Source organism: Aquiluna sp. (genome assembly GCF_965064355.1).
The window spans coordinates 1-15,244 of the sequence record NZ_CBCHRQ010000029.1; the positions used below are offsets into that span (position 1 = coordinate 1).

16 protein-coding genes are annotated in these 15,244 nt (G+C 53.8%); 11 read left to right on the forward strand and 5 right to left on the reverse strand.

Annotated elements, in window-relative coordinates; translation table 11 throughout:
- On the reverse strand, nt 1-434 hold a 434-nt coding region (locus AC128V_RS03925; protein WP_482763378.1), incomplete at its 3' end, for a trimeric intracellular cation channel family protein.
- Nucleotides 435-579: 145 nt separating this feature from the next.
- Here AC128V_RS03925 and AC128V_RS03930 point away from each other — a divergent pair.
- The 7 genes from AC128V_RS03930 (at nt 580) to pknB (ending at nt 9,074) form a co-directional block, all read left to right on the forward strand.
- The gene (locus AC128V_RS03930; protein WP_482763379.1) at nt 580-1,248 is read left to right on the forward strand and encodes an FhaA domain-containing protein; all 669 of its coding nucleotides are present in this window, start codon (nt 580-582) and stop codon (nt 1,246-1,248) included.
- Nucleotides 1,245-1,745, forward strand: a complete 501-nt coding sequence (locus tag AC128V_RS03935) for an FHA domain-containing protein FhaB/FipA (protein WP_482763380.1) — start codon at nt 1,245-1,247, stop codon at nt 1,743-1,745. The genes AC128V_RS03930 and AC128V_RS03935 overlap by 4 nt, the downstream gene beginning before the upstream one ends.
- A 6-nt stretch (nt 1,746-1,751) precedes the next feature.
- Nucleotides 1,752-3,002, forward strand: a complete 1,251-nt coding sequence (locus AC128V_RS03940; RefSeq protein WP_482763381.1) for a PP2C family protein-serine/threonine phosphatase — start codon at nt 1,752-1,754, stop codon at nt 3,000-3,002.
- Entirely contained in the window at nt 2,999-4,363 is a 1,365-nt protein-coding gene (locus AC128V_RS03945; RefSeq protein WP_482763382.1) for an FtsW/RodA/SpoVE family cell cycle protein, read from the forward strand. The genes AC128V_RS03940 and AC128V_RS03945 overlap by 4 nt, the downstream gene beginning before the upstream one ends.
- Complete coding sequence (locus tag AC128V_RS03950; protein ID WP_482763383.1) at nt 4,360-5,811, forward strand: peptidoglycan D,D-transpeptidase FtsI family protein; 1,452 nt, start codon at nt 4,360-4,362, stop codon at nt 5,809-5,811. The genes AC128V_RS03945 and AC128V_RS03950 overlap by 4 nt, the downstream gene beginning before the upstream one ends.
- On the forward strand, nt 5,808-7,226 hold the full coding sequence (locus tag AC128V_RS03955) for a serine/threonine-protein kinase (RefSeq protein ID WP_482763384.1): 1,419 nt from the start codon (nt 5,808-5,810) through the stop codon (nt 7,224-7,226). The genes AC128V_RS03950 and AC128V_RS03955 overlap by 4 nt, the downstream gene beginning before the upstream one ends.
- A 75-nt stretch (nt 7,227-7,301) precedes the next feature.
- Complete coding sequence (gene pknB / locus AC128V_RS03960) at nt 7,302-9,074, forward strand: Stk1 family PASTA domain-containing Ser/Thr kinase (RefSeq protein ID WP_482763385.1); 1,773 nt, start codon at nt 7,302-7,304, stop codon at nt 9,072-9,074.
- Here pknB and AC128V_RS03965 read toward each other — a convergent pair.
- Entirely contained in the window at nt 9,071-9,709 is a 639-nt protein-coding gene (locus tag AC128V_RS03965) for an anthranilate synthase component II (protein WP_482763386.1), read from the reverse strand. The genes pknB and AC128V_RS03965 overlap by 4 nt on opposite strands.
- Nucleotides 9,710-9,767: 58 nt before the next feature.
- On the opposite strand from AC128V_RS03965, the gene AC128V_RS03970 reads away from it, so the two are divergent.
- The gene (locus AC128V_RS03970; RefSeq protein WP_482763387.1) at nt 9,768-10,043 is read left to right on the forward strand and encodes a cell division protein CrgA; all 276 of its coding nucleotides are present in this window, start codon (nt 9,768-9,770) and stop codon (nt 10,041-10,043) included.
- Here the strand turns inward: AC128V_RS03970 and AC128V_RS03975 are convergent, their stop codons facing one another.
- The gene (locus AC128V_RS03975) at nt 10,044-10,691 is read right to left on the reverse strand and encodes a rhomboid family intramembrane serine protease (protein WP_482763388.1); all 648 of its coding nucleotides are present in this window, start codon (nt 10,689-10,691) and stop codon (nt 10,044-10,046) included.
- A complete protein-coding gene (locus tag AC128V_RS03980; protein ID WP_482763389.1) occupies nt 10,692-11,222 on the reverse strand; it encodes a peptidylprolyl isomerase in 531 nt (176 codons plus the stop codon).
- Nucleotides 11,223-11,271: 49 nt separating this feature from the next.
- Here AC128V_RS03980 and AC128V_RS03985 point away from each other — a divergent pair, with 49 nt between their 5' ends.
- From AC128V_RS03985 to AC128V_RS03995, 3 genes are all read left to right on the forward strand, one after another.
- Complete coding sequence (locus AC128V_RS03985) at nt 11,272-12,087, forward strand: SDR family oxidoreductase (protein ID WP_482763390.1); 816 nt, start codon at nt 11,272-11,274, stop codon at nt 12,085-12,087.
- Entirely contained in the window at nt 12,069-12,437 is a 369-nt protein-coding gene (locus AC128V_RS03990; protein ID WP_482763391.1) for a DoxX family protein, read from the forward strand. Before AC128V_RS03985 ends, AC128V_RS03990 begins: the two co-directional genes overlap by 19 nt.
- An 81-nt stretch (nt 12,438-12,518) precedes the next feature.
- Nucleotides 12,519-13,712, forward strand: a complete 1,194-nt coding sequence (locus AC128V_RS03995) for a glycosyltransferase (protein WP_482763392.1) — start codon at nt 12,519-12,521, stop codon at nt 13,710-13,712.
- On the opposite strand, the gene AC128V_RS04000 is transcribed toward AC128V_RS03995, so the two are convergent.
- Nucleotides 13,687-14,994 (reverse strand): O-antigen ligase family protein, encoded by a 1,308-nt coding sequence (locus AC128V_RS04000; RefSeq protein WP_482763393.1) that lies wholly within the window; start codon nt 14,992-14,994, stop codon nt 13,687-13,689. The two genes, AC128V_RS03995 and AC128V_RS04000, sit on opposite strands and share 26 nt — an antisense overlap.
- Nucleotides 14,995-15,244 lie beyond the last annotated feature (250 nt).

Below are 15,244 nucleotides of genomic sequence, written 5' to 3' on the forward strand. Positions count from 1 at the left end.
TCGTTCACCAAGACATCTCTAAAGACTCCGCCAACCACAGCGGTAATGACACCCATCAGGACCGCAATCAAAGGGCTGCTGCCTAATTCCAGTGCGATGTGGGTTCCACCTGCGGTAAAGATTCCAAGCCCAATGGCATCTGGGACCAATATGGCCCGCTCCGTGAGCTCAATGTGACGAGAGCGGAAGAAAAACGGCATTGCGATCGCTAGGCCAATAAGTGCCCAAACCCAAAACTCTTGCTCGGCCCAGAAAAATGGTTTGCGCTCTAAAAGCACATCTCGCAAGGTTCCGCCACCAAAGGCGGTCACAAAAGACACCATTACAACGCCAACCAGATCAAAGTGCTTTCTAGCCGCTTCAATCACGCCCGATAGCGCAAATGCAATAACACCGAGCACCTCTAGGGCAATCACGAATGTATTGAGGGTCAACGTATCTCCTGTTGGTGCGCAAGGCTTCCGCGTTTGAATGCTTTGGCCTTGTAACGAGTTGTGAGATTAGCAGAGAAATAAGCGCGCGGTAAGGGGTGGGTGGGTAGACTTACCCCCACTGCTAAAGATGATGAGAGCGGGCTAATTGAGCTTTCTGGACAAGGTTGAAAAGCGCATTGAGACGGGCATTGGCTCTGTCTTTGCGCGTTTGAGCAAAGCCGAATTGCAGCCTGTTGAACTCAGCCAGGCGATTCGCTCAACGATGGATCAGGCTGCCGCTGCGGTCGATAAAGACCGAGTCCTAGTTCCTCACATTTATAAGATTCTGATTTCGCCAATCGACCTCCCAAGAATTACCCCTGGCATTCTCAGCGCCGTCCAGCTTGAGGTTGCAAAATATGCCGCAAAACAGGGTTACCGACTAGCCAGCAATCTGGAGCTACAGCTTGCCCCTGACCACCACGTTCCTCGCGGTCAGGTGAAGGTTGGCTACGCAGTGCTGAACAAATCCGTCAACTGGACGCCTGCGCTGATTGTTGATGGCAAGCGGATCTCGCTAAAAACTGGCGTTACGACCGTGGGTCGCGAAGATGTGGCAGATATTGCAATTGATGATCGTGGACTGAGCCGAATTCACTTTGAAATAGCTTGGAACGGTGAGGTCGCTGCGATCAGAGATCGCCAGTCGACCAACGGAACCTTTGTTGATGACACTCGGATCTCGGAGGTCGTACTTCGCTCCGGCAATGTGATCAAGGCTGGTCGTAGCGAATTTGAATTTGAACTCAGTGCGAATGCGCAGGTGGATGCATGAGTGAACTTGCGCTCTTTTTAGTCCGAATCGGCTTTGTTGCGGTGCTATGGATTTTTATCCTGAGCCTGCTCTCGGTCATTCGTGCCGACCTTTATGGCCGCCGCGTAATCAGCAAAATTGCCAGGCAGAATGCACCGGCTCTTGCCGGAGGTGGATCGGTAGTCGGATCGGTAGCGAGCCTTGGTATCGAAGACGGTGAGGTCTTTGACCCAACCCAAATCGCTATGCTCACCGGCCGAACCGCTGGAACATTTATCGACATCGCGGGTAAGCGAGAGCTCCTGATTGGTAGAGGTGCAAGCTGTGATGTTGTGATCTCAGATGAGTTTGCATCGAACATGCACTCCAAGCTGGTTTTGGTTGGTGAAGACTGGGTGCTGCAAGATTTGAACTCAACCAATGGCACCTACTTAGATGGTAGGAAGGTAACCACTCCGGCAACCATTCGCCAGGGTGCAACCATTCGAATCGGCACCACTACCTTCGAGTTGAGGTAATTAGCGGTGGCGGTCAAATCCATCTCCTACGCGGCTAGCGACATTGGCAAGCACCGCAGCTCAAATCAGGACTCTGGCTACGCCGGTTACCAACTGTTTTTCGTGGCCGATGGCATGGGTGGTCATGCCGGTGGCGACATTGCATCCGCCATTTCCTCTCAGCGAGTGGCTCTTACCGATGCTCGCTACGAGAGCACCGAGGAAGCAATTGACTCGATTCGCACCGGCATCCTAGAAGCCAACGGCATGCTCTCTGCGACGGTGGCAGATCACCCAGAACTTGAGGGCATGGGAACCACCTTCTCGGGAATGCTGCTGCACGGCTCTCAGATCATCACCGCCCACATTGGTGACTCCAGGATTTACCGAGCTAGAGATGGCGAAGTTACTCAAATCACCGCTGATCACACCTTCGTTCAAAAGCTGGTTGACCTAGGGAGAATCACCCCTGAGGAAGCATTGGTTCACCCTCGTCGCAGTGTTTTGATGCGCGTGCTGGGAGATGTCTCTGGCGAACCGGAAATTGATATTGCTCTGCATGACGCACTGCCTGGAGATCGCTGGCTACTGTGCAGCGACGGGCTTTGCGGTGTAGTTCCAGAAGCCGTGATGGATCGCATTCTCACCTCAAGAATTCCAACCGAAGAGGTTGCGGAGCTTTTGGTCGGCGAGGCGCTGGAATTTGGTGCTCCCGACAACGTCACCGTCGTGATTGTTGATTTGGTTCGCCCCTCAACCAACTTGGAGTTTGAACCTGGCGCTCACTTCGTAGGTTCCGCAGCCAATGAGGTGGTCATCGAGGAGCGCAAGGGCGGCAAGATTCTTCGTCTGTTCTCACCACGCAGCCTGCTCGACCTACTTCAATCTCCAGAGGACCCAACCCAGTACGCACCTGAGTCCGAGGAGCTTTTGAACAAGATCCTCTCGGAGACCAGGCGCAAGATTCGCTGGCGCTCATTCCGCATTGTTGCCAGCTGGTTCTTGGTAGCTGGATTGCTTGCCGGCATGGGTGCAGTTGCCTACCAGTACACCCAGACCCGCTACTACGTCGACGTTCACCAGGGACAGGTCACAATTTTCCAGGGCATTAGAGAGTCTTTGGGTCCATGGAAATTCTCTAAGCCATACCTGGTGAGCGAGATCCAGCTTGATGACCTCGCGCCTTTCCAGCAAACGCTAATCGAACGCTCCATTTCTGCTGAGTCACTTGAGGATGCCCAGCGCATTATCGAGCAGCTGCGGGAGAGTAGTCGATGAGTAACGTCTCCCTAACCACAGCGATTCCGATGCTGCTCAAGGCAGTGCCAAGGTCAAGAAACTTTGAGGCGGTTTTGCTGTTCTGGGTGGCGGGTATCAATGCCTTCGCGCTGGCTCAGGTGCAGCTAGCGGTTTTGCAGAAGATGAGCTGGGACATGCTTTTCTATTGGGCCCCTCCTGCAATCGCAGCGGGTCTGGTGCACTACATCCTTCGTAAGCACGCGGTTGGTGCAGACGGTCTAATGCTTCCGCTGGCCTACTTACTAAATGGTTTGGGCATCGCCATGATTTACCGGCTGGATCTTGCCGAGATCGCTAGAGGTGGGATTGAGATTTATGCAGATCGCCAGGTTTGGCTGACCTGTTTTGCGATGATCATGGCCGCCGTAGTGGTGAGACTAGTTCCAAATCACCTGGTGCTCAGAAGGTACCCCTACCTTGCAGGTGCCATGGCGGTGTTCCTGCTGATGTTGCCGGCAGCCCCGGTGATTGGCAAGACCATCAATGGTGCAACCCTTTGGGTTGGGGTTGGAGAGCTCTCCTTCCAGCCTGGCGAAGTTGCAAAGATTTTGCTGGCAATATTCTTTGCCGGTTACCTGGTCTCTAAAAAAGACACCCTGAGTGAAATTGGTTCACGCCTTTTGTTTATGAAGGTGCCAAGGACTAAAGACCTCGGTCCAATCCTGTTGTTCTGGGCTGCATCACTCGGCGTGCTGGTTTTGCAGCGTGATCTTGGAACCTCGATTTTGTACTTCGGACTTTTCTTGGTGATGATCTACACCGCTACCGGCAGGGCCTTCTATGTTGGCGCAGGGCTAGTCATGATGGTGACCGGAGCCCTGGTTGCATCGAGAGTTTTCGACTATGTCGGTAGAAGGTTTGATGCCTGGCTTGATCCGTTTGCGGCAGAGAACTACAACGCTGCCGGCGGTAGCTACCAGCTGGTGCAGGCACTTTTTGGAATGGCGAATGGCGATGTAATTGGAACCGGCTTGGGTGGTGGTTTCCCGCAGCTGATCCCGCTTGCAGAATCTGACTTCATCATTGCCGCTATGGGAGAAGAGTTAGGGCTTGCCGGCCTGTTTGCGATCCTCGCGGTGTATTTGCTTTTGGTTTACCGAGGCTTGCGCATCGCCAATAGCCACCCGGATGATTTCTCCAGGCTGTTGGCAATTGGCTTGAGCTTTGTAATCGGACTACAGCTGTTTGTGGTGGCATCTGGTGTGATGGGGCTACTGCCAATGACCGGCCTCACCACACCATTTATGGCCGCTGGTGGATCCTCGTTGGTTGCCAACTGGGTAATCATTGCGCTGCTACTTAGAATCTCCGACTCGTCTTTGAAGCGGGTGGAGGCATGAACAAGCAGGTAAGAAGAGTGGGTCTTGCGCTAACCGCAATGTTCCTTGCGCTTTTTGCAATGGCAAGTTCGATCCAGGTGCTAAGAAGTGCTGACCTTTACAAGGATGGCCGAAACGTTCGTGCTTCCTACGAGACATATAAGACGCAGCGTGGCGCCATTTTGGTTGACGGGGTGCCAGTGGTTGAGAGCATTCCGGTCAACGATGCCTATCGCTTCAACCGTGAATATGCGTCCGTGCTCTACAGCCCCGTGATTGGCTACTCCTCGCTTTTCTCCGGTGCCGAGGGCATCGAACGCAAAATGAACAGCTACCTCTCTGGACAGTCTTCGGCACAGTTCTTTGAGCAGATCAATGCGCTACTGGATGGCAAGCCAGTAACCGGAGCTGCCGTTGAGCTAACCATTGACCCAGACGTTCAGCGGGCTGCATGGGATGCGCTTGGAAACCGCAAGGGTGCCGTGGTTGCCATTGAGCCTGCCACCGGTCGAATTTTGGCCATGGTGTCAAAGCCCACCTTTGATGCCAACATGTTGGCCGCTCACCTATATGGTCCGGTAACCGATGCTTACACGACCTACAGCGAGGACGAGGATAAGCCGCTAATCAACCGAGCTATCGCCGGTGATCTTTACCACCCGGGGTCGACCTTTAAGTTGGTGGTCGCTGCCGCAGCACTGGAATCCGGGCAGTACACCGCAACAAGTGTGTTTGAGAATTTACAGCGCTATCGCCTGCCAAGAACCTTCAGCTTTGTTGAGAATAGCTCCGGCTCAACCTGTGGCAAGGGTGAGACCGTCACCTTGGAAACCGCACTGATCAAGTCCTGCAACGTGCCATTTGCGATGTTGGCGGTTGCCCTTGGCGAGCAGCGCATTCGCGCTCAGGCAGAACTGATGGGCTTTGGTAGTGAGCTTGAGATTCCGCTTTCAGTGACCCCAAGCATCTATCCGGAGAACCTAGAAGATTCGCAGGTGGCGCTTACTGGGTTTGGACAGTTCGATGTTCGAGTCACCCCGCTGCAGATGGCAATGGTTTCTGCATCCATCGCCAACCAGGGCGTGCTGATGCGCCCGCAGCTTATTGATTTGGTGGTTGCCTCAAACCTAAACGTGCTTAGCCAGCCAGAGCCGGTCGTGCTCTCCTCGCCAATGTCCAAGCTAACCGCCGGTTTTCTTACTCGCATGATGGTGGACTCGGTGAACTCCGGTGCTGCTACCCGTGCTCAGATCGAAGGTGTCGCGGTTGCGGGCAAGACCGGAACCGCAGAGAACGGCATCAACGACCCATACACCCTTTGGTTCACCGGCTTTGCTCCCGCCGAGGCCCCAAGGGTTGCGGTTGCGGTAGTGCTTGAAGACGGTGGCGGTGCAGGACAAAACGGCACCGGAAACCAACTTGCTGCTCCGATCGCACGCTTAGTTATTGAGGCGGTGCTAAAGAAATGAAGCCATCGGTAGGACAGCTCTACGGTGATCGTTACCGTCTTCAACTTCGCATTGCCATCGGTGGCATGGGTGAGGTTTGGCAAGCTGAAGACGAGTTGATTTTGCGCCAGGTCGCCATCAAGATCCTCAAAGAGGAGTACCTCGGCGACCCACTATTCCTAGAGCGCTTCCGAACCGAGGCAAAGAGTGCTGCTCTGGTTGAACACGAGGGCATTGCGAATATCTTTGACTATGGCGAGGACTCTGGCAGTGCCTTCTTGGTTATGGAACTGGTTCCAGGTGAATCACTCTCGAGGCTTTTGGAGCGCGAGAAGAAACTCTCCGAGGAAAAGGTTCTGGACATAATTGCCCAAACCTCCAGGGCGCTTGGTGCTGCGCACTCCCGAGGCCTAGTACACAGGGATATCAAGCCCGGCAATCTTTTGATTACCCCAGATGGCAAGGTGAAAATCACCGACTTTGGTATCGCTCGCGTTGGTGACCAGGTGCCGCTCACCAAGACCGGCCAGGTCATGGGAACCGTCCAGTACCTCGCTCCCGAGCAGGCAACCGGTAAGACTTCAACACCGGCTACCGACCTTTACTCGCTCGGAGTTGTTGCCTATGAGGCGCTGGCAGGAAAGCGGCCATTTACTGGGGAAAACCAGATGGCTATTGCGATGGCACACATCAACGAAATGCCTCCCGCTCTTCCAGATACCATTGATCCAAGGGTTCAGAACCTTGTGCTGAGCTGTCTTGCGAAGAAGCCTTCCCAGCGTCCTGAGTCTGCAACCTCACTGGCAATTCGTGCCGAGGCACTGCTTCGTGAAAAGCGCAAGCCAGGATTTAGAGCTAGCACCTCGACAGACACCAGCTACATCGAGCAAAGCATTACCGAGGTAATTCCAACCGACACCGCACCACTGCCGCGAGCGCCGATTGTCTGGCCTTGGCTTGCAACCGTTGGGCTATTGGGCATAACGGCAATCGTGGTAATAGTGGCGATTCTCTCGGATCCAAACACCGAGAACCTGCCAACTCAGACTCCAACCAGCACCGAGCAAACCACTTCGACCGAGAGTGCAACTGTGAGTGAGGTGGTAACCGAGTCGGAAGAGGTAACCAGTGAGCTGATTCTTAGATCCGACATCATCGGTGAGAACCTCAGCATCGTTACCGCTCGCCTGGCTGAATTGGGCATGCGGGTAAACGCAATACCAGGCACAGAGGTTGAGGCCGGTAGCTCACAGGCGAGAATCGTCTATGCAGTTTCTCCAACCGGAAACATAACAATCGGCAGTGTTATCGACGTTACCTATTACGTGGAGAAGGTGGAGGAGTCACCGGTTGTGATTCCAGAGCCAGTAACAACAGAGTCCTCGACGGTCTCGGATCCGGCAGCCGCATCCACCGAAGAGGGTTCGCAAGGGTAACAAGACTGTGACCGAGTCCTGCCAGGGACTTCGGGATTAGAAAAACTAAACTATGGCGAGGTAGAAAGAGCTATTTTGACTGAGAACGAAAGACTGATTGCCGGCCGTTACCGGATGGGGCAGTTAGTGGGCCGTGGTGGCATGGCCGAGGTATACGAGGGTTACGACACTCGCCTCGGACGCACTGTCGCGATCAAGCTACTCAAGTCAGACCTAGCCAATGACGCAAGCTTTGAATCCAAGTTCCGCCAAGAGGCCCAGGCTTCTGCTCGCATGGCACACCCAACCATTGTTCGGGTCTACGACGCTGGCGAAGAAGAGACGACGGACGAAAACGGCAATCCTCGCAAAACCCCATACATCATCATGGAGTTGGTTCGCGGTCGCCTACTCAGAGAATTAGTTCACGAGGGTGGCGTAGCTCCGGAGCAGGCAGTTCGCTACATCGGCGGTATTTTGACCGCTCTTGAGGTTTCACACCGAGCCGGTGTTGTCCACCGTGACATCAAGCCGGCGAATGTCATGATCGGCGATGGCGACTCGGTAAAGGTGATGGACTTCGGTATCGCCAGAGCGATTTCTGATAACTCTGCTACCCAGGCTGCCACTGTTGGAATCATTGGCACCGCACAATATTTCTCGCCAGAGCAGGCCCGCGGCGAGGCGGTTGATGGTCGCACCGACCTTTACTCAACCGGTGTAATTCTCTATGAGCTGCTTGCCGGTCGCCCGCCATTCAAGGGTGAAAGCGCCGTCTCAGTTGCCTACCAACACGTTTCTGAGGCAGTTGTTCCACCGAGTCAATTCAACCCTCGAGTGAGCGCAGAGCTTGATCAGGTTGTCTTGCGAGCGATGGCAAAAGATCGTGCCGATCGTTTCCAGAGTGCAGAAGAATTCCGCGAGCACCTTTTGGCCGCGGCCAATGGTCAAAGCGCTCCTATCCCGGTTGTACCAACGACTGTCCCAGCGCCAGAGACCGAACTTTTGGTGGCACCAACCACCGTTTTGACTCCAAGGACCGACGGCATTGATTTGATCGATGGATTCGAGACCATGCCGAGTCAAACCGTGCAGACCGTAACCACCACCAAGATCAACGCAGGTGTGCTCTGGGGCCTTGGAACCGGTGTGCTGGTTATTTTGGTGGGTCTATTGTTCTGGGTCATGAACCTGGGCGGAGCGGGAACCCCAATCAACCCAGGGTCAGGCATCACGGTATCTGGCGTCGAGGGTTCGCTCTACGATGACGCCGCAGCCACCTTGGCAGCGCAGGACCTATTGGTTCTCAGGGTTTACGAAAAGAGCGACACCGTTCCGGAAGGCATCGTTATTCGCCAGGAACCTGCCGCTGGAACTCAGGTTTCTGCTAACACCCCAGTCACGCTCTACGTTTCAAGCGGTGCTACCGAGGTGATGGTCCCAAGCCTGGTTGGCCAAACCGAAGCGTCGGCGGTTGCCATGATTGAAGCTCAAGGATTTGCGGTTGGCACAATAACCGTGGTTTCTAGCGCCAATATCCCAGAGGGGACCGTGATTGCCTCTGACCCGGTTGCAAACTCCAAGTTGCCACTTGGTTCGATCGTGAACCTGGTGCTCTCGGATGGCACCGTGCAGATTCCAGATGTCAGAAACCTAGATGTAGTCGAGGCGAGGAACATCCTGACCGCGCCAACCATTGGCTACACGGTTTCGATTGAAACTTTGGATGGTCCAACCTGTGCCGGTCAAATCGGAAACATCGTGCTAGACCAGTCAGTTCCTGCCGGTCAAGCTCCGCAGAAGAAGAGCATCATCTTGTATGTGGAGTGCATCGTTGACCCGGTTGTAGATACAGGAACTGGAAACTAGTTAGTTTCGATCCTTGGGCTAAGTGACTTAGCCTTTTCAATTGCACCGGTCTCGCCCAATGTCGCAAGCCAATTGGCAAGCATCTGGTAGCCACCCTCGGTCATGACCGATTCTGGGTGAAACTGAACACCGTAAATTGGCTTAGAAACATGCTGCAGGCTCATAATCACACCAGAATCGGTGTGACCGGTGATCTTTAGATCTTCCGGAACTGTCTCTGAGACAACTGCAAGTGAGTGGTATCGGGTGGCATTGAATCCCTGCGGAAGCCCCTGGAAAATCGCGCTGTCCTGGTGGTTGATCTTGGAAATCTTGCCGTGCATCAATTCTGGGGCGCTCTTCACCGTTGCCCCCATGGCCTCGGCAATCGCCTGATGACCTAGGCAAACGCCAAATACCGGGTAGTTGTGATCCAGCGCATACTTCACGGTTGGGATAGAAAGCCCAGCATCGGCGGGGGTTCCAGGTCCCGGAGAAATCAAAACCGCATCGAATCTGGCTAGAAGTGCTGGCAGTTCAGCCTCGGTGACAGCATCGTTTCGAACAACTTCGGTCTGAGCACCCAGCTGCTGCAAATAGCCATTGAGCGTGTAGACAAAACTGTCGTAATTGTCGAGCACCAAAATCCGGACCATAGTCCCAATAGCCTAACTTGAGTCAGCGAGATGCGTTTTGAGGTTATAAACTTCTGGCATGCCTGAATCAACCTCACGTCGTAAGCCAGCTCCGAAGAAGGAAGCTGTTCGTCCAGCCATTGTTGGCGATGACCAGCAAGAAAACCCAACCTGGTACAAGGTGACCATGTTCGGCCTTATGGTCGTGGGCTTGGTCTGGATTCTAATTTTCTACATCTCAAGCGCGCAGTACCCGCTTGGTAGCGCAGCTTTCATTGATCTAAGCAACTGGAACATTTTGATCGGTTTCGGCATCGCCATGCTTGGCTTTGTCATGACCACCAAGTGGAAGTAACTAGATCCACTCTTGAATGCGCCACAGCGTAAGCACCACTAGCGCTGCGATTACTAAAACCACTCCCAATACCTGGGCGACCTTTTGATTTTCACGCCTAGTCCCCGCATACACCGAGGCAATTGCCAATCCGGTGACTAATCCTCCCAGGTGACCCTCCCAGGAGATTCCAGAGACAAAGAAGCCCATCGAGAAGTTGATGGCGATAAGCAAGAAGATCTGGGTTGGATTCCCGCCAATTGAGCGGATCACCACAAAGAACGCACCCATCAAACCAAACAGTGCTCCCGATGCACCGACCACCGGGGTTTGTGGGTTGGAGAGCAGCAATACCGCCACCGAACCACCAAAAATCGAGATCAAATAAAGCGCCAAAAAGCGCAGTTTCCCAAGCATCGGCTCAAGCTGCTGCCCAAAGATCCAGATGGCATATGAATTCAGCAGGATGTGCCAGGGGCTGTTCCAGTCGTGGACAAAGCCCGAGGTAATCATTCGCCAAGGTTCCCAAGGGGTAAACAGTGGCGCGTAGAAGAACTGATTGGTGAATAGATACCCCAGCGGAGATATCTGCCCAAGCCAAATCAACACATTGATAACCAGCAGCATGCTGGTTATCGGAGCTTTTCTAGCTGATAGCCGAAAGGCCAATTAGACCTTTTCGATGGTGATTGACTCGATGACCACGTCATCTAGTGGACGGTCACGACCATCGGTTGCAACTAGGCCGATCTTGTCCACTACCTTGCGGCTGTCCTCGTCGACCACATCACCGAATACGGTGTGCTTACCGTGCAACCAGGTGGTTGGGGCAACGGTGATGAAGAACTGCGAACCGTTGGTGCCAGGACCCGCGTTTGCCATTGCTAGCTTGTATGGCTCTTGGAAAGTGAGTTCTGAGTGGATCTCATCGCCGAACTGGTAGCCAGGTCCGCCCATGCCGGTGCCGGTTGGGTCGCCACCTTGAAGCATGAAGCCTTCGATGACTCGGTGGAAGATAACGCCGTCGTATAGCGGCTTTCCGGTGTGGGTCTCGCCGGTGCGTGGGTCTTTCCACTCAATTGCGCCGGTGGCTAGGCCTTCGAAGTTTGCCACGGTCTTTGGGGCGTGTAGACCGAATAGGTTTACCTTGATTACGCCGTGGTTGGTGTGCAGAGTTGCTACTGAAGTGTGAGAAGTCATTAGACAATTCTGCCATGTGAGTGGTGCATAACCAGCTAAGTTGGAAACTATGAGCAATGTCGCCATCATCACCGGAGCCGGTTCAGGCTTTGGCCTAGGTCTCGCCAAGGAACTCACCAACAAGGGCTGGATTGTCTATGCCACCGACCGAGATTCGGTAGCACTAGAAAAAGCCAAAGAATTTGGGGCAGTTGCCAGGCGAATGGACGTAACTAACCGCGCAGACATTGATGTAGTGGTCAAGGAAGCGATCGCCGATCACGGTCGAATCGACCTGATGGTCGCAAATGCCGGCTACGGAAACTTCTCCTCGGTTGAAGAAACCACTCCTGAGGAGGTCAGAAGAATCTTTGAGGTGAACGTCTTTGGCGTTGAGAACTCGATCCGCGCAGTGCTGCCTCAAATGCGTGAGCAGAAATCTGGCCGAATCATCATGACCACCTCGGTAGTTGGGCACGTTTCGCTTGCGGGTCTGGGCTGGTATGCCGCCACCAAGCACGCCATAAAGGCGGTAGCGAATGCGCTTCGCCAAGAAACCCGCTGGCTTGGGATCCGGGTAAGCACTGTTGAACCGGGAACCTCAAAAACCAACTTTGGAGCTGTTGCCTTTGGACTATTGGAGTCTGGACGCGCAGTTGGCGATTACGACAGAGTGATGGCTGGGCTCAATAAGTGGCTCGGTGGTCTTTACCGCATTTCCCCAGGACCAAATAAGACCATAAAGACGATGGTTAGAGCTGCTACCGCTCGCTGGCCAAGGGCGCACTATCCGGTTTCCTGGGACGTACGTGCCCTAAAGCTGGTCTTTTATGTAATGCCTAGAAGCTGGCTAGATGGGTTCGTGCTGTGGCTAGCAAAACACTAGGTAAAAGAATCGGCGCACTTATTGTCGCCGCACTGTTTTTGGCCTCAGGAGTGCTGCACCTGGTCAACCCAGCAGCTTTCGTTTGGTTGATGCCACCTTGGCTACCACTGCAAACCGAACTTATTGTGATTTCCGGCGTCATGGAGCTAGCCGCAGCGATTGGTTTGATCTTCAAGCAGCGCTGGGCGCCCCTTCTCACAGTGCTTACGCTGTTGGCGGTGTGGCCGGCAAACTGGTGGTTTGCGATCGACAGCCTCACCACCAACCCAGATATTGCTCTGATTGCATGGTTACGATTACCGCTTCAGATCCCGCTTTTGTGGTGGGCCTGGAAAGCTCCGGTCAAATAATCCGAGGCCGCGGACCCAAACTAATTTGGCTCTAACTGCTTTGTTGCTAGCATTCCTAAGGCACAAAGCAAAGGTGAGTTCTTGCATATAGCGATCTTTATGGATCAGCATCCGATGAGCCTGGGTGGGGTACAGACCTCGGTCAGGCTGCAACGCAAGTTCCTCGCACGCGCAGGGGTTGAAGTCACCGTATTCGCTCCAAAGTCTGCCAACGCCCTCCCGGATGACGACACCATCGTCTTGCCTTCTAGAAGACTCAGCCCAGATGGCGAATACTCCGCGGTTTGGGATATGGAAGAGGCTTACGAGGTTGCCGAAGCAGTCTTTGCGCAGCAGAAGTTTGACCTAATTCACCTGCAGGGTGACTTTGCCGCTGCAGCAATTTCCCTCGCGCTTGCCAAAAAGCACAATATTCCGCTTATCCACCATGCCCACACCAACATCGACGTGGTGCTTGAGCGCATTATCGGTAAGCGTCTGAACGCCAGATTGTTTAACTTCGCTGCCAAGAAATACTGCGAGGTCTCCGGACAGCCGAAACAATCTGCAAAAGATGGCTGGGAATACATGGCTATTACCTATCCACATGCTGACCTGGTTATGGCGCCAAGCTCTCACTTTGCAAAGACCATCGAGGAGCACGGCATTGCCCACAATGTCACCGTGATGCTCAACGGCGTTGACGATGACTCGGTGGCAGGCCTAAAGCGCCAAACCGAAAGCCCAAACAAGCCGATTAGGTTCATCTGGGCGGGTCGATTCCTTCGAGAGAAGCGCCTTTTGCAGACCATTCGAGCATTCAAAAGGGCAAACCTGGATGCCGAGCTGGTTATCTACGGCACCGGAGCGCTAGAGACTCCGGCCAAGAGCTTGGTTAGAACCCTCAGACTTGGCCACAAAGTCAGTTTCCACGGTCGCGTGGATCGCGAAGAGATGCTGCAGGCCTTTGCCGATGCAGATGTGGTCTTGCAAACTTCGATCGGCTTTGAAACCCAGGGCATGACGGTCTTTGAGGCCGCAGCCTTTGGGACCCCGGCACTTTGTTGCGATAAACGCGTTGCGGGAGAACTAAAGCCCGGTCACTGGTGGGTAACCGGGGACGAAAGCATCGATGCGCTAGCTGTCAGTATGAAAGAGGCTTTTGCCGACGTCGCTTCTGGTAATAACCGTCGCGGTGACGATGAGGATAACTCTTGGCTGCTGCAGTCAAAGCTCACCGAGCGCATGCTCGAAATCTACAAAGAGCAGATCAGGCTGAAATCCGCTTCTTCCTAAACCAATCCAATGGTGCTCGCAAAAGCTTTAGGCGCTTTGGTGTCCTACCTAAAGGCTCTAATTCCGCAAAAGGCTCCCGGCTCTTTGTCGTTAGCAGCACCAGCAATACCCAGCTAATTTCAATCAGCAACCTGGATTCAGTCAAAGACTGGGCCGCGATAACTAAAAAGCCAAACAGTGGGAACAGGTAAAGCGGGTTGGTGTGCCGAACAGCCACTGCCCAAAGCCGGTTGAAGCCCTGAAGCATCAACCAAACCAGGAGCACCAAGCCAAGGATGCCCAACTGCAACCAAATATCTAAAAAGGCATTGTGGGCCTGATACATCGGCACCTTGTTAATCACAATCAAGCCTTCAAATGGTTCGACCCCCGGCACCCAGTAGCTGATCCAGCCCCAGCCCTCTAGCGGTTTCTCCCAAATCAGATTCAGAACCTCACCCCAGATGTAGAACCTGCCCGAGGCATCCGGCGAGCGACCCAGCAGATCAAACAGCTCAGCCCGATAGATCAAACCAAACACCGCAACACTAACCAGAGCCCAGATGCCGTAGCCATAGATCCGGTGGCGCATAGCGCGGTCTCTACCCTCGGAGAAGATTGCAATCAACGCCGCAAAGGCAATCAGGGCGATCGCCAACGTCATACCCGCGCTCTTAGCCAAAGCAGCGAGCAAAACCGCCAAGATCAAAGAGTTAAGCGGCAAGCTGCGCTTTTTGTGAGTAACGATGTATTCGACCAGGAACACCATGATGCCCAAAACTGCCGTAAAGGCGAGCAGGTTGGCATTACCCATGATGCCCTGAATGCGGTCACCTTCAAATAGATTGCCCTGTGACCAAAGGTAAGAAGCAGAAGGTGGCTCGTCGCCTTCGTAGTTTGGAAAAATTGGCTTAATTGGCCCAAAGATTGCAGCAACCAGCTCAAATAGCAGCGAAGCCCCTAAAACAAGTCGCAGGGTATTGGCAAAAATATTCAGCAGCTGCCGCCAACCAAACTGATTAGCCAAGAACAATGCAAAGATCGTGGTTCCAATTTGAGCTGCCAGGGCAATCCCGGTAAAGCCGCGGTACTGGCTCCAAATCAAACTCAACGCCATCAAAGCAAGTAAGAGAGCAAGCGGCACCGGGACGCGCATCAAAGTTTTGCCGGGCTTGCCAGCCAAAAGGGCAACCAAAGCGATTACCGCTCCAACGCCAACGATTACAGCCCAGCCACCCCAGCCAACGCTGTAGCGAACGGCATCGCCAGCCATGAGAATGAATAGTCCCGGGTATGCAAGCAAAATGCCAAGTCGGTAGCGCTTAGCCCGGCCATCGAATGGAATTCGAATCGGCTGGGTAATAGGAATCGACGAGGTGATTGCTGCCTCCTTTGGCTCCTAAAGAATACCTTTAGTGGCTGAGGCCTGCTTTTTCGTAGAGTCGCTTCATCCAGCGCGGTGCCCACCAGTTCAACGATCCAAACAGGCGCATCAGCGCTGGCACCAGCAGAGCTCTCACCACGGTGGCATCCAACAGAATCGCTATCGCGAT

Bases quoted from the DNA above. Each gene is read 5' to 3' on its own strand.
- AC128V_RS03965 (WP_482763386.1), bottom strand. From the start codon at position 9,709: ATGGTCCGGATTTTGGTGCTCGACAATTACGACAGTTTTGTCTACACG.
- AC128V_RS03955 (WP_482763384.1), top strand. From the start codon at position 5,808: ATGAAGCCATCGGTAGGACAGCTCTACGGTGATCGTTACCGTCTTCAA.
- AC128V_RS03935 (WP_482763380.1), top strand. From the start codon at position 1,245: ATGAGTGAACTTGCGCTCTTTTTAGTCCGAATCGGCTTTGTTGCGGTG.
- AC128V_RS03950 (WP_482763383.1), top strand. From the start codon at position 4,360: ATGAACAAGCAGGTAAGAAGAGTGGGTCTTGCGCTAACCGCAATGTTC.
- AC128V_RS03945 (WP_482763382.1), top strand. From the start codon at position 2,999: ATGAGTAACGTCTCCCTAACCACAGCGATTCCGATGCTGCTCAAGGCA.
- AC128V_RS03970 (WP_482763387.1), top strand. From the start codon at position 9,768: ATGCCTGAATCAACCTCACGTCGTAAGCCAGCTCCGAAGAAGGAAGCT.
- AC128V_RS03985 (WP_482763390.1), top strand. From the start codon at position 11,272: ATGAGCAATGTCGCCATCATCACCGGAGCCGGTTCAGGCTTTGGCCTA.
- AC128V_RS03980 (WP_482763389.1), bottom strand. From the start codon at position 11,222: ATGACTTCTCACACTTCAGTAGCAACTCTGCACACCAACCACGGCGTA.